This is a genomic window from Ruegeria sp. HKCCD6604 (genome assembly GCF_013110635.1).
GTDB lineage: Bacteria > Pseudomonadota > Alphaproteobacteria > Rhodobacterales > Rhodobacteraceae > Ruegeria.
The window spans coordinates 1,337,084-1,350,729 of sequence record NZ_WVQW01000001.1 but is presented as its reverse complement, the minus strand read 5'-3'; the positions used below and the strand labels follow the sequence as shown (position 1 = coordinate 1,350,729).

Annotated in this window: 13 protein-coding genes; 5 read left to right on the top strand and 8 right to left on the bottom strand. The window is 59.8% G+C overall.

What is annotated here, in order from left to right; genetic code table 11:
• Window positions 1–26 precede the first annotated feature (26 nt).
• The 6 genes from cueR to GS614_RS06685 all read right to left on the bottom strand — a co-directional run bounded on the left by cueR (window position 27) and on the right by GS614_RS06685 (window position 6,865).
• Window positions 27–416: a Cu(I)-responsive transcriptional regulator gene (gene cueR, locus GS614_RS06710; protein WP_171725797.1), complete on the bottom strand. Its 390-nt coding sequence runs from the start codon at window positions 414–416 to the stop codon at window positions 27–29.
• The gene (locus GS614_RS06705; RefSeq protein WP_171725796.1) at window positions 413–2,881 is read right to left on the bottom strand and encodes a heavy metal translocating P-type ATPase; all 2,469 of its coding nucleotides are present in this window, start codon (window positions 2,879–2,881) and stop codon (window positions 413–415) included. The genes cueR and GS614_RS06705 overlap by 4 nt, the downstream gene beginning before the upstream one ends.
• Before the next feature lie 78 nt (window positions 2,882–2,959).
• Entirely contained in the window at window positions 2,960–3,724 is a 765-nt protein-coding gene (locus GS614_RS06700; protein WP_171168846.1) for an SDR family oxidoreductase, read from the bottom strand.
• Complete coding sequence (locus GS614_RS06695) at window positions 3,721–4,653, bottom strand: SDR family oxidoreductase (protein ID WP_171329342.1); 933 nt, start codon at window positions 4,651–4,653, stop codon at window positions 3,721–3,723. Before GS614_RS06695 ends, GS614_RS06700 begins: the two co-directional genes overlap by 4 nt.
• Window positions 4,650–5,552: a bile acid:sodium symporter family protein gene (locus GS614_RS06690; RefSeq protein ID WP_171725795.1), complete on the bottom strand. Its 903-nt coding sequence runs from the start codon at window positions 5,550–5,552 to the stop codon at window positions 4,650–4,652. The genes GS614_RS06695 and GS614_RS06690 overlap by 4 nt, the downstream gene beginning before the upstream one ends.
• Entirely contained in the window at window positions 5,549–6,865 is a 1,317-nt protein-coding gene (locus GS614_RS06685; protein WP_171725794.1) for an NAD(P)/FAD-dependent oxidoreductase, read from the bottom strand. Before GS614_RS06685 ends, GS614_RS06690 begins: the two co-directional genes overlap by 4 nt.
• A 65-nt stretch (window positions 6,866–6,930) precedes the next feature.
• On the opposite strand from GS614_RS06685, the gene GS614_RS06680 reads away from it, so the two are divergent.
• Window positions 6,931–7,590: a TetR/AcrR family transcriptional regulator gene (locus tag GS614_RS06680; RefSeq protein WP_171363877.1), complete on the top strand. Its 660-nt coding sequence runs from the start codon at window positions 6,931–6,933 to the stop codon at window positions 7,588–7,590.
• Between the two features lie 256 nt (window positions 7,591–7,846).
• Complete coding sequence (locus tag GS614_RS06675; RefSeq protein WP_171725793.1) at window positions 7,847–8,542, top strand: THxN family PEP-CTERM protein; 696 nt, start codon at window positions 7,847–7,849, stop codon at window positions 8,540–8,542.
• Window positions 8,543–8,930: 388 nt separating this feature from the next.
• On the opposite strand, the gene GS614_RS06670 is transcribed toward GS614_RS06675, so the two are convergent.
• Window positions 8,931–9,551: a pyridoxamine 5'-phosphate oxidase family protein gene (locus GS614_RS06670; RefSeq protein WP_171118650.1), complete on the bottom strand. Its 621-nt coding sequence runs from the start codon at window positions 9,549–9,551 to the stop codon at window positions 8,931–8,933.
• A gap of 12 nt (window positions 9,552–9,563) precedes the next feature.
• Entirely contained in the window at window positions 9,564–10,028 is a 465-nt protein-coding gene (locus tag GS614_RS06665; protein ID WP_171725792.1) for a nuclear transport factor 2 family protein, read from the bottom strand.
• 293 nt (window positions 10,029–10,321) lie between these two features.
• On the opposite strand from GS614_RS06665, the gene GS614_RS06660 reads away from it, so the two are divergent.
• From GS614_RS06660 to GS614_RS06650, 3 genes are all read left to right on the top strand, one after another.
• Window positions 10,322–10,912: a TetR/AcrR family transcriptional regulator gene (locus GS614_RS06660; protein ID WP_171725791.1), complete on the top strand. Its 591-nt coding sequence runs from the start codon at window positions 10,322–10,324 to the stop codon at window positions 10,910–10,912.
• Window positions 10,913–11,024: 112 nt separating this feature from the next.
• Window positions 11,025–12,182 carry an acyl-CoA dehydrogenase family protein gene (locus GS614_RS06655; protein WP_171363873.1) on the top strand — a complete coding sequence of 386 codons (1,158 nt, stop codon included), beginning with the start codon at window positions 11,025–11,027 and terminating at the stop codon, window positions 12,180–12,182.
• 191 nt (window positions 12,183–12,373) lie between these two features.
• Entirely contained in the window at window positions 12,374–13,645 is a 1,272-nt protein-coding gene (locus GS614_RS06650; protein ID WP_171725790.1) for an FAD-dependent oxidoreductase, read from the top strand.
• Window position 13,646 lies beyond the last annotated feature (1 nt).

Here is a 13,646-nt window from a genome sequence, read left to right as displayed (position 1 = left end):
AGCTGCGCCCAAAGGGCAACCCCAAGTCAGCCCTTCCCGCCCAGATCCTGCAGGATCGGGCAATCCGGCCTGTCATCCCCGGCGCAGGCGTCGATCAGGTGGCTCAGCGTCTCGCGCATCGCGTTCAGGTCGGCGATCTTGGCTTCGATCTGCGCCAGATGATCCCGCGCGACCTGTTTCACATCCGCGCTGGCGCGGGTTTCATCTTCGTAAAGCGCCAGCAATGTCCGGCAATCATCGATGGTGAATCCCAGAGCCCGGGCACGGCCCAGAAAGTTCAGCTTGTGCACATCCTGATTGCGAAATCGGCGATAGCCGTTGTCGTCGCGCAGCGGTTTGATCAGGTCGATGTCTTCATAGTACCGGATCGTCTTTGCAGGCAGGCCAGTGCGGGCGGACACATCTCCGATATTCATGCGTGCACCTCCTTGGCGGGCGGGATCGGGGTTTCCGGCACGCTGGCTTGAACGCGACGCAGACGCAGCGCGTTCGAGACGACAAAGACGCTCGAAAGCGCCATCGCACCTGCGGCCAGCGCCGGAGACAACAGATGGTCTCCGAACGGGTACAGCGCACCAGCGGCGACCGGGATCAGCAGGACATTGTAACCGAATGCCCATCCCAGGTTCTGGCGTATGTTCCGCATCGTTCTGCGGCTGATCTCGGTTGCATTTGCAACCCCGCGCAGATCGCCGGACATCAGAACGACATCAGCCGTTTCGATGGCCACATCGGTGCCCGTCCCGATGGCGATGCCGATGTCAGACGTTGCCAGCGCCGGGGCGTCATTTATGCCGTCGCCGACGAAAGCCAGCGTACCGAACTGGTCCCGCAAGGCGGTGATCGCATCCACCTTGCCGTCGGGCAGCACTTCGGCGGTGACGTGATCAATCCCCAGCCGATCAGCCAAGGCCTGCGCGGTGCGCGCGTTGTCTCCGGTGACCATGGCAACGGTCAGACCCATTTGGTGGAGCCGCTCCAGCGCCTCTTCCGTGCCGGGTTTGACCGGGTCGGACACAGACAACGTGGCTGCGGCCTGCCCATCCAATGCGACGAACAATGGTGTAGCCCCTTCGGCGGCGCGGGCCTCTGCCTCGCTTGCCAGGGGGCCAAGGTCGATCCCGCGTTGTTGCATAAGCCGGTGCGACCCGATCAACACGTTGCGGCCTTCAACCAGCCCCTGCATGCCAAGCCCGGTAAGCGACAGGACGTCCGTCGCCTGTGGCAGCGCCGCAGGCCCGGCCCGGGTGATCGCCGAAGCTATCGGGTGCTCCGACCGCGCCTCGAGGGCGGCGGCCAGCCGCACGACCTCATCCCTGTCAAACCCGTTCGCCGTCAGAACATTGTCCAGTTCTGGACGGCCCAGTGTCAGGGTCCCGGTCTTGTCCAGCGCGATGACGCGTGCCTGCTGAAGCTGCTGCAAGGCATCACCTTTGCGGAACAGCACCCCCAGTTCGGCCGCGCGCCCGGTGCCGACCATGATCGAGGTCGGAGTGGCCAGACCCATGGCGCAGGGGCAGGCTATGATCAGCACGGAAACCCCGGCGACAAGAGCCAGCGGCAGGGCGGGGCTTGGGCCGAAGATCAGCCAAGCTGCGACGGTGATCACGGCGACCAGGATGACCGCCGGGACAAAGCGATATGTGATCCGATCGACCAGGCCCTGGATCGGCAGCTTGGCCCCCTGCGCCTGCTGCACCATGCGAACGACCTGAGCCAGCACCGTGTCGCCTCCCACGCGCGTCGCCCGAACCCGCAAGGCGCCGGTGCCATTTACGGTTCCTCCGACAACAGCCGCGCCGGCTGATTTTCCAACGGGTATCGGCTCGCCCGTGATCATGCTTTCATCGACGTAAGAGGTGCCCTCGAGCACTTCGGCATCCACCGGCACACGTTCGCCCGGGCGGATGTGCAGGATGTCGCCCAACGCAATCTCGCCGATAGGGCGGTCTTCTATCCGGCCATCGATTTCGACCCGCGCGCTTTTGGGCTGAAGGCCCGCCAGTTTACGAATCGCGGCCCCGGTTTTGCCCTTGGCGCGCGCCTCCATCAGCCGGCCCAGAAGGATCAGAACGACAATCACAGCCGCCGCCTCGTAATAGACGTTGGCAGTTCCGATCGGTAATGCGCCGGGGGCGAATGTGGCCACCACCGAATACAGATAGGCCGCCCCGGTTCCCAGCGCGACCAGCGCGTTCATATCCGGCGTGCCCCTCAGCAACGACGGGATGCCCTTGCGATAGAACACGCGACCGGGTCCCAGCAGCAGGGCCGTTGTCAGGGCGAACTGAATCAACTGGCTAGTCTGCGTGCCGATGGTGGCGTGTACCCAATGGTGGAAGGCGGGGATCATGTGCCCGCCCATCTCAAGTATGAACACGGGCAGGGCAAGAGCGGCCGCCAGCAGAGTGGCCCGGGTCAGCCCTGCTGTTTCAGTGTCTGCGCGGTCTTCGGGTGTCGCAGCGGCTTGAGGCCGCGCCGGGTATCCGGTGTCGGTGACCACCTGTGCCAGCGCCTGTGGCGTCGTTGTCCCAGCAGCGTAAGTCACCGCGGCAGTTTGTGTCGCCAGATTGACCTGCGCTTCGATCACACCGGGGCTGGGCTTCAGCGCGCGCTCGATCTTGGCCACGCACGAGGCGCAGTTCATACCTTCAATGATCAGATCCGCCCGGCTGGTCTCGGCCGGATACCCTGCCGCGTCCAATGCCTTGGTCAGCGCCGAAACCGGCCCGTTAAAAGCCACCTGTGCGGACTTGGTTGCAAAGTTGACCGAGGCCGTTTCAACCCCGGGCACATCACGCAGCGCCTCTTCAACGCGTCCCACGCAGGATGCGCATCCCATGCCCGTGATTTTCAGCTCTGTCAGTGCTTTTTGCGCCATGCGACTCGCCCATGAAGTTTCCTTGCCCACCAGATGGGGGTTCCAGTGACGGGAAGGTCAAGGGCCTGGGGCAGTTTTTTAGTGCCCCGAGCCGCGCACGTTTCGTTCCATCATGCGCTGATAGAGGCGCGGTGACAGACGGTTGAGCCACCAGGACAGGCGCGCCACGCGGCCAACCGGGATCATGGGCTGCGATTTGTCCAACCCGCGCAGGATCGTTTCGGCGGCGGCCTCGGGGCTCATCTCGTCCATCCCGTCCTTCGCCGATCCGGGCCGCGCTGTGCCATCCGCCTGCTCTTGTGCGTTGCCGGGGTTGGTGGCCACAAAGGACGGCGCAGCGATCAGAACCTCAACGCCATGAGGGGCTTCTTCCGAGCGCAGCGATTTGAAGAACCCCTCCAGCGCGTGTTTCGAGGCAGCATAGGCCGTCCGATGGTAAAGCGGTGCAAACCCGGCCACCGATGAGATGGCCAGATGTGTCCCCTTTGACGCCCGAACCGGGTGCAAGAACACGCGGGCCATTTCAACGGCCGCAAAATAGTTGATGTCAAACAGAGTTCGGTGGCTGGCCGCGTCGGACTTTTCAAAGCCCCGGATTTGCGTGACACCGGCGTTGTAGATGACCAGATCGATACTGTCGCTTGTCGCGATCACCTTTTGGGTTGCTCTGGCAAGCTGGTCGGGATCCGTCAGGTCGCAGCCAACAGGCAACTGGTTCGGCCCGGTGTCCAGACCTGAAACATCGAGATCCAGCAGCACCACTCGCCACCCGCGACTTTGCAGAGCATGGCTGAGGGCCCGCCCCAAACCGCCCGCCCCGCCGGATATGACAGCCGTCTTCATAGCCCCGCCTGTTTTTGCCAGAGCGAGAATACCTGCGCACTGGTTTTTTCCGGAGTGTAACCGAAGTCGGATTTCAGGGCGGTGTTGTCCAGAACCGGTCGATATTGCAGAAATCGCACCTGTTCCGGCCCATAGCGGGACAGACCCAGCGGACGCGCAGCGGCCAAAGCCGATTTCAGCGCCCAAGCGGGCAGGCGCAGAACCGGTTTCCCCATGGCGCGGGCCAGATCGGTCACGCCCATCGCGCCGTCCCCGGCGACGTTGTAAACGCCAACTGGCCCGTCGGTTGCCGCGCGCTTCAGGATGCGTGCCAGATCATGCGTCCAAATAAACACAAACGGGCTTTCGCTGCCGACCACGGCCAGCAGGCGGGGTTTGTGAAACAGGGCGGTGATCTGGTTTTCGGACCCGGCCCCCAGAACCGTGCCCACGCGCAGCACGACCTGTTCCAGATCGGGGGCGGTTTTGCGAACGTCGGCCAGCATCTCTTCGACCTGCCTTTTGTGATCGGAATACGGGAACTCTGGGTTGCCGCGCAACGGATCACCCTCGCGCAGGGGCACGGGGTTGTCTGGGTGATAGCCGTAGGCCGCACCCGAGGATGTGACCACCAATCTTCGTACTCCGTTGGCAAGGGCCGCGTTCACCACCTTGCGGGTGCCCTCGACATCAACCGCATATGCCGCCGCCCGTTCCATTTTTGGCGGAGGCGTCACGATGGAGGCCAGATGCACAATGACTTCAGGCTTCACGTTGGAGATCACGCGCGCGGGCGCGTCGGTCGTCACATCCATGGGCAGATAGTGGACGTTTTCCGGCATGCTGTCGGGGCGTTTGATATCCGTTGCAAAAACATCGTGCCCCTTAAGTTCGGGCAACAGTGCCTGCCCGACCATACCGGCGGCGCCTGTGATCAGGATACGGCTCATCGCGCGGCCTCGGTTCGGGCCATGAGCGACGCCAGGGCAATCCCCGAGATCGCGTGCCAGATGCCCCAGAACGCCGCCACGACGGCCATGCCGCCCAGCCCGTGGAAAAAGGCAAAGATCAGAACCAGCCCAAGGCCGGAATTCTGAATGCCGGTTTCGATGGTGATGGCGCGGCGATCGAAAGGGGACAGCCGGGTCAGAGTGGCCACAACCCAACCGCCCCCCAGCGCCAGGGCGTTGTGAAGGATCACAAGCCCGGCAACAGCCCCGGCAAAGCTGAGGAATAACCCCCAGTTCGCGCCCAGGGCAAGTAAGATGAAAGCCGCAAAAATACCCATCGACAGGTATTGCAGCGGCGCACGCAACCGTGCGGTCAGGGCCGGGCGGCGCTGGTTCAGTGCGATGCCCAGAACCAGAGGCAGGATCAGCATCAACCCGACAAGGATTGCGATTTGAACCGGGTCAATCTGGGTCTGTTGCAGGATCGCGCGTGTCGGTGGATACAGCCCGCCCCAAAGCGCAATGTTGAAGGGCGTCATGAAAATTGCGCCGATCGTGGCAAAGGCGGTCATCGACACCGACAGCGCCGCATTGCCACCGGCGCGGTGCGTAATGAAGTTCGAGATATTGCCGCCCGGACAGGCTGCGACAAGGATCAGCCCAAGCGCAATTGACGGTCGCGGGGCCGTCACCCACACAAGCGCAAAAGTCAGCGCCGGCAGGACCAGAAATTGGGATACCAGCCCGACGATCACTGGTTTCGGCGCGCGTCTGAGGCGATCAAAATCCCTTGGTGTCAGATCGATCGCAATCGAGAACATCACGATCGCCAGTATCGCATTCAACAGCGTCAGAGAGGCCGGGCTGAAATTCAGCGTAATTTCGTCGATACCACTCATACCGTGGCTTTCCGCAGCCGTTCGATCCACCCGGTGACAGCCTTTCTGTAGGTGGCCTTGTCGACGTAGTAAGCCATTCGCGGCAGATCGATATAGCTCATGCCTCCGGTGGCGCGCTTATAGTCTTTTTGTTTTGCAGCCTTCAGATCGGTCGCCACCGGGCAGCCCTTTTGAAGGCCTTTGATATAGCGCGCCACCATTTCGGCCTGCTCGTGCCTGCCCTGCCAGCCCAGACCCGTGGCCTCGACCATACCCAGCACAAAAAGATCGTCCCGTTCGGGGTGCATCGCGTTCAGGTACAGATGTGGGGCATCGCCCTGCCAGTTCAGCAGGGCTCGGTCGATGAACGGATAGTGCAGCTTGTATCCGGTCGCGGCGAGAATCATGTCATATTCTTTGCGCGTGCCGTCCTTGAAATGCACGGTTTTGCCTTCCAGGCGGTCGATATCGGGGCGAATGCGCAGGTCGCCATGGCCCGCGTGATACAGGACCAGCGAATTGACCACCGGGTGGCTTTCGTACAGCTGGTAATCGGGCTTGGGAAAGCCGTATTTCTGCGGATCACCGACAAACCAACTGAGGATGAGGCTGTCCAGCTTGCGCTTCAACCACATCGGCAGGCGGATCTTGCCGCCCATCGTGTCGGCCGGTTTGCCGAAAACGTATTTCGGCACGAAGTAATAGCCGCGCCGCATGGACAGATCGCAGCGTTCTGCGTGATGGATTGCGTCAACCGCAATGTCACAGCCGGAATTGCCCGCGCCCACGACCAACACGCGCTTGCCGTCGAACTGACTGGGGTACCGATATTGCGAGGCATGGATTAACTCGCCGTCAAACGTGCCGCGAAAGCTGGGCATATTCGGTTCCGACAAGGTGCCGTTTGCAATCAGAACCCCTGCGAATTCGGCCTGATGCTCACCTTCGGCGTCCCGCCAGCCAACACGCCAACCGTCACCGGATTTGCCCAGCGGAGTGATCCGGGTGACTTCTGCATTGAACCTGTAGCTTTCACGCAGGCCGAAACGATCGGCAAAGGACCGGAAATAGTCGCGCATCGCCCGGTGCGAGGGGTACTCGGCCACAGCCTCATCCATCGGGAAATCCTCGAATTCGGTCATGCGCTTTGAAGAGATCAGATGCGCCGATTCATACATGGTTGATCTGGGGGCATCGATATCCCACAGACCGCCCACATCCGAATGTAATTCGAACCCCTGAAAGGCGACGCCCTGTTCCTTGAGCACCTTGGCTGCGGCCAAACCCATCGGCCCCGCCCCGATCAGGGCGAATGCGTTGCGCGTCTGTGTCATGAACCCTCCCGAAGTTCGTGATGCTTAACTTGAACGAACGACCAAAATAAGGCAAGATGAAATTTATGAGTCCAAAAAACATAGAAAAACCAAGGCAAAGAGCACCGTCCAAGCGATCGCTTGAAACCAAGGCGCGGATCATGGATGCGGCTGAAACCGTCTTTGCCGAACGGGGATTCGAGGGTGCGTCGATCCGGGATATCGCGGCCTTGGCGGGGGTTCAGATTGGTCTTGTGCACCATCATGGTGGTGGCAAGGAGGAGTTGTTTTACAAAACCGTGGCGCGGCGCGCGGACGCGCTGGCGCAGCTTCGGATCGACGCGTTGAACAGAGCCAAGGCCGCCGCTCCGCTGACGCTTCACAGCATTCTGGACAGCTTTATCCGACCCTATGTGGACCTGGCAGAAACGGGTGGGCCCGGATGGATGGCATATGGGCGGTTGGTGGCCCACGTATCGGTTGACCCCAGGTGGCGCGATATCGCAGCGGAATGTTTCGACCCTACCGCCCAGCTGTTCATCACCGAGATCGCCACGCTTTACCCGGATGTCGATCCTGCGGTTTTGGCAAGTGGCCAAGTTTATTCGGTCTCGGCGATGCTGGCCCATCTCAACAGTGGATGGCGGGTCAAAGCCCTGTCGCAGGGCGGTGACGTATCAGGCATGGACCGTCTGGTGGACTTTTGCGCCGCCGGTATCGAAGCAATGGTACGATCCGACCGTTGATGAGCCATCACGCGGCGCCCACTTGTGTGTTCAATTGTTGAGCTGGCGCCTTGTATCCGAAGTATCTGTTTCCAAAAGTTGGACAATTGGCGCAGGCCAGATGATTGTGTCCTTTTCGACGCTCTTTGGGGCGTCATTCGCCTTGATTGAGGTGAAAACGTGGCGTCAATGTGGCGCGTGAGCTAGAAATATGATCCTGTTGTGCTACTCTTTCTCGGAGTGGTTTGTAACGAGTATTCATACGTAAGGTGGGCACATGACATTCATACGAAACATAGCTGCGATCGCTGTTGCAGGTGTGATGACTGCAAGCGGTGCGTCGGCGCTGACCATTTCCAGCATCTCGCCCTCTTGGCAAAACGTAAATCCAAGTTCCGGCGTTACTGAAAGCACCTCTGGTTCTACGATTTCTCTTCGCTGGGGAAGTGGCAGCAGCTCGAGTGGTTACGATTTCACGCCAACTGGCACGCCAATTTCAGGTCTGATGCCTGGAACTGCTTTTGCTCTGGGTCAGTTCTCGCATCTGAATTTCCCGATCACGGGAACAACCCTAAGCTCTGTCGACCTCCTTGTCGATATACTGATCAGCGGTGGCCCTTTGGTGTCTTCGTCGTTTGCCCTGACGCATAACGAGACATTGAATCGTCCAGCGAACTGTCCGGCGGATTCTACCCCTTGTGATGACATCGTGACCATTACCAACAATTTGGGCTCTCAGAGCTTTAATTTTCGTGGGCAGAATTATGTGTTCTCGGTCCTCGGGTTCTCTCAGGACGGCGGCGGCACCATTTCGAACGGCTTCAGCACAACGGAAAACATGCAAAACGTCGCAACGCTGTATGGGGAATACACGGTAGCCCCCGTGCCGCTGCCCGCAGCTGGCTGGCTGCTTCTTGGCGGCATCAGCGGTCTGTTTGTGATGGGGCGGCGGAAAAAGCGCAGCACGGCCTGATCCGGCTTATTTATGCTCTCACCATTCTTGGTGGTGAGAGCAGACCTGGAACCGGGCCGCTCTTAGGCCAGGTTCTTCAGTCTTTAAGCCTATGCGCCCCGTGAGCCCGAGTTGATGGCATTGGCTTGAAACGACAAGCGCGCTTGCCGGGTTCCTGCCGCAGTGACGCTCGGTCATCATTCTTGCTGCAAATGTTCGAACAAAATCTTGCTGAATACCGATGGCGGCGATGTTCGTACCGCACTGGGTGAAGCGAAAAAACCGAACATGATGATCAGAATGATCAGGGCAGTACCGGCAAGGCAAGCCGCCGAAAGGTGAAAGACCGAGCGAACCATTGCGACACTCCCTATTCTTGAAATCCGGAAATTCTGTGAGGGCTGAAACGTCAACCTGACTTTGCCAATTGCTGTTTCAGCCTTTGGTTTTCCGCCTGCAACTCTGCCAACTGCTGCCCCAGCCTGTTCAGATGAGGGCGCAACTCTGCTTCGGTGAAGCGCGGCGTGATGTGGCTTGGGCAGTTCCAGTCCAATGCCTCGACGCGGATGATCACGGCCCGTTCGGCCGGTCCCTCGGCCTCTTCCGGGTAAAGGGTGGCGGCCGCTGTTTCGCCTTCCGTGAACTCTACGCGCCCAAGGATCTTGAGACGGCGTCGGTTGGCGTAATCCATCAGGATCATTGCAATACGATCATTGCCGTCCAGATTCCCGCGCGAGATATACTGTTTATTGCCCGAAAAATCCGCATATCCGATGGTCTGAGGGCCAAGTACCTTCAGAAACCCTGTCGGCCCGCCCCGATACTGCACATAGGGCCAGCCGGTCTCGGACACGGTGGATTGATAGAACCCGTCCCGCGCCTGAATGAACTCTTTCTCGGGGTCTCCGATCAGATGGCCTTGCCGCGGGCCACCTGCAATGAACTTGGCATAGGTTCTGGCCGATCCCATCCTTTCTTGATGGGCGCGGACAGCGGGTGTGAAGGTCAGTTCGGAAAAAGCGCGGGGCATTGGAAAATCCTTTCAAAGACCCAGTTCGGACAACCCGGGGTGGTCATGAGGGCGTTCGCCCAAGGGCCAATGGAACAGCCTGTCATCTTCGGCTATCGGAAGATCGTTGAGCGAGGCATGGCGATGTGACATGCGCCCGTCATCGGCGAATTCCCAGTTTTCATTGCCATAGGATCGGAACCACTGACCGCTGTCGTCGCGCCATTCATAGGCATAGCGTACGGCAATGCGATTTCCGGCAAAGGCCCACAGTTCCTTGATCAGACTATAATCCAGTTCCTTCCGCCATTTGCGGGTCAGAAAGGCGTGGATGTCGGCGTGGCCGGACAGGAATTCAGCCCGATTCCGCCATTGACTGTCATCCGTATAGGCGGGCGTCACGCGGTCGGGATCGCGACTGTTCCAGGCATCTTCCGCCGCGCGCACTTTTTGAGCGGCAGTTTCCAACGTGAAGGGGGGCAAGGGGGGTCTGGACATTTCGCAAAAGGCTTTCAGGTGAGGGAGGCGGCAAGAAGAGCCATGGTCAGAAGGAAGGGGACGTACTGAGGTGGAAAAATGCTGGCGCGACGTTTCATCGGTCAAATCCTCGGGTGTACAGATCGGTTAACTTACAAGCAAAGTGTACCGATCTGTAAACTTTTGCAAGTGGAAATTTCATGGTGAGACAAGGCGCCTGGTAAAACTATTTCAAAACAATGCTTTGGACTGAGGTCATTGTACTTCACGTTCCATGATAATATGTACAGAACGGTACACCATGGAGCCGAATCATGCGCCCAAACAAACGGGATGAGTTGGTCAGCAAGGCCCTGAAGGTCTTTTACCGCGACGGGTTTCACGCAACCGGCATGGACAAGCTGGTTGTGGAAACGGGCGTGTCCAAGACGTCGATGTACAAACATTTCAGCACCAAGGAAGACCTGATCGTCGCCGCGCTGCGCTTGCGGGATGAGAACTTTCGCAACTGGTTCTTTCAGCGCATCGACGAGATGGCGGAAACACCGGCCGATCAGATCATCGTCAGTTTCGATGCCCTGAAAGAGTGGTTCGAAGAGGACGGGTTCCGGGGCTGCATGTTCATCAAGGCCGGGGCCGAGTATCAGGACAAGGATCACCCCATCCATGTGCAGGCCGCCGAACACAAACAGCTTTTGCTGGAACACTTCACGGCCATAGCCCGGCAGGCCGGCGCGCATGATCCTCGGAAGCTCGCGAGTCAGATCGTGTTGTTGCAGGAAGGAGCCATCGTTTCCGCCGTCCTGCTCAAGAACTGCGATCCGGCGGAAGACGCCAAGGATGCGGCCAAGCACCTTTTGGCCAAAGCACTGGCTGAACCCCGCCAGCCAAAAGGTGTTCTCTGACATCGCAGGCCGAGACGTTGCGTTGTTCCTCAAAGGGACGCGGCGTCACAAGGATTGGCGTGAACCGAACACGGCGCTAGCCTTTTCGGAAAGACCGATTGGAGGGCGTTCAATGTCACTTTTCACTTCGACTGCGGCATGGGTCACTGATGAACACCGCATGTTCGCGGATATGGCGGGTCGGTTCATGGATGACGAACTGTCGCCCAATATCGAAACCTGGGTTGAAAACGGCGTTGTGGATCGCGATTTCTGGCGAAAGGCCGGCGAAACCGGGCTGATGGCGGGTGCGATCCCTGAAGAATATGGCGGCGTCGGCGGCGGCATGGGCTTTGACGCCATCACGGCCTACGAACAGGGCGCGCGGGGTGATGCGGGTTGGGGCTATGGTATTCAGTCGATCGTGACCCACTATCTCACCGCTTATGGCAGCGAAGATCAGAAGAAGAAGTGGTTGCCCAAACTGGCGTCGGGTGAATTGGTCGGCGCGCTGGCAATGACCGAACCCAGTACCGGTTCGGACGTACAGGCGGTGCGGACGACGGCCGAGAAGGACGGCAACTCCTACCGGTTGAACGGGTCCAAAATCTTCATCACGAACGGACAGACTGCGGATCTGATCATCGTGGCCGCCAAGACCGACAAGACCGCTGGTGCACGCGGCGTTTCGTTGATCGTGGTGGAAACCGACGGGTGTGAAGGTTTTCGCCGGGGGCGGAACCTCAAGAAACTGGGCATGAAGGGCAATGACACTGCTGAGCTGTTTTTCGAAGATGTCAAAGTGCCGATGACAAACCTGTTGGGACCCGAGGAAGGGCAGGGTTTCTATCAGCTGATGAAACAGCTGCCGTGGGAACGGCTGAATATCGCGATCATGGCGCTGGGCGCGATCGATTTCGCCATCGGCGAAACCGTGAAATACGTGCAGGAACGCAAAGCCTTCGGGAAGCGGGTGATGGATTTTCAGAATACCCGGTTCAAACTGGCGGAATGCAAGACCAAGGCCGAGGTTCTGCGCAGTTTCATCAATGATTGTATCGGGAAACTGGAAGCAGGCGAGTTGGACGCGGCAACTGCTTCGATGGCCAAATACTGGGGATCCGAGGTGCAGAACGAGATCATGCATGAATGCCTGCAACTGTTCGGCGGCTACGGGTTCATGATGGAATACCCGATTGCGCGTCTTTACGCGGATGCCAGGGTGCAGATGATCTATGGCGGCACCAACGAGGTCATGAAAGAGCTGATCGCGCGATCGCTCGACGTCTGAGCCCACCACGCGGGCTCTCCCGCCCGTCGTCTTCATTCCTGACGGAATGACTCCTCCGGTTGGGCACGGCAGGCTTGGGCAAAGCCCGTGCCTGCCGTGCCTGTTTCGTTGTCGCAGCACGGGTCAAAAGGCCGCTTGCAAAAGGGGGGGTGTCGGTATGATGATCCGCCGACAAGACTCAGAGGTCCGACGTGAACGATCCCGAACAATCACTTTGGCAGACCACTTGCACCGAGACAGTCACCGCACCGCCCCTGACCGCTGACGCAGCGGTTGATCTGGCTGTCTTCGGAGGTGGCTACACCGGTTGTTCAGCGGCTTTGACCGCAGCCCGCGCCGGCGCGTCGGTCTGCCTGCTCGAGGCGCAGGAAATCGGGTTTGGCGGTTCGGGGCGCAATGTCGGTCTGGTCAATGCGGGGCTGTGGCTGCCGCCGGACGACATCCGCACGCATCTCGGTACTGAACCGGGGAATCGTTTGATCGACTTGCTGGCCAAGGCGCCGTCGGATGTGTTTGCCTGGATCGATGAATATGGCATTGCGTGTGAGCCCGTGCGCAACGGAACCCTGCATTGCGCTCATTCCGCGTCGGGTTTGAAGGACCTGCATACGCGTCATGCGCAGTTGAGCGAAACCGGAGCGCCGGTTGAGCTGTTGTCGGCGGACCAGGCGGGTGAACGCACCGGCAGCCAGGCCTTTCAAGGCGCCTTGTTCGATCCACGGGCAGGAACCATTCAGCCTTTGGCCTATGCGGTGGGTTTGGCGCGCGCGGCGTCACAGGCCGGGGCGCGGATACACACGCAAAGCCCCGTGCAGACCATGACATATGAGGGCGGGCACTGGGTTCTGATGACACCGGGCGGGACGGTTCGGGCAAGATCGGTCATTCAGGCGACGAATGCCTATCATCTTGCGCTGCCGGATACCGCGCCTGCCTATGTGCCGGTCTACTATTTCCAGTATGCCACGGCCCCGCTGACCGACAATTTGCGCGCCAGTATCCTGCCAAGGAAAGAAGGGTGCTGGGATACCGGGCTGATCATGACGTCATTCCGGCTGGATCAGGCGGGTCGGATGATCGTTGGCGGCATGGGGGATCTGGGACATGTCGGCCGGGTTGCACATTCCGGTTGGGTCCGGCGCAAGCTGGCCGAGCTCTATCCGCAATTGGCCGACCAGCCGTTGGAACACGGGTGGCACGGGCGGATCGCAATGACATCGGATCATATTCCAAAGATCACGCAGATCGGCCCCAACGCTTTGGCCGCACACGGGTATTCCGGTCGCGGCATCGGCCCGGGCACGGTGTTCGGCCGCATGATGGCCGAAAGCCTTCTGGCCGGTGATCCCTCGCTTCTGCCGGTTCCCGCAGTGTCGGAACACCGCGAAAACTGGACGCGCGTGCGCCGCGCCTTTTTTGAATCCGGCGCGGCGCTGACGCATCTTGTAAAGGCGCGGTTCTAAG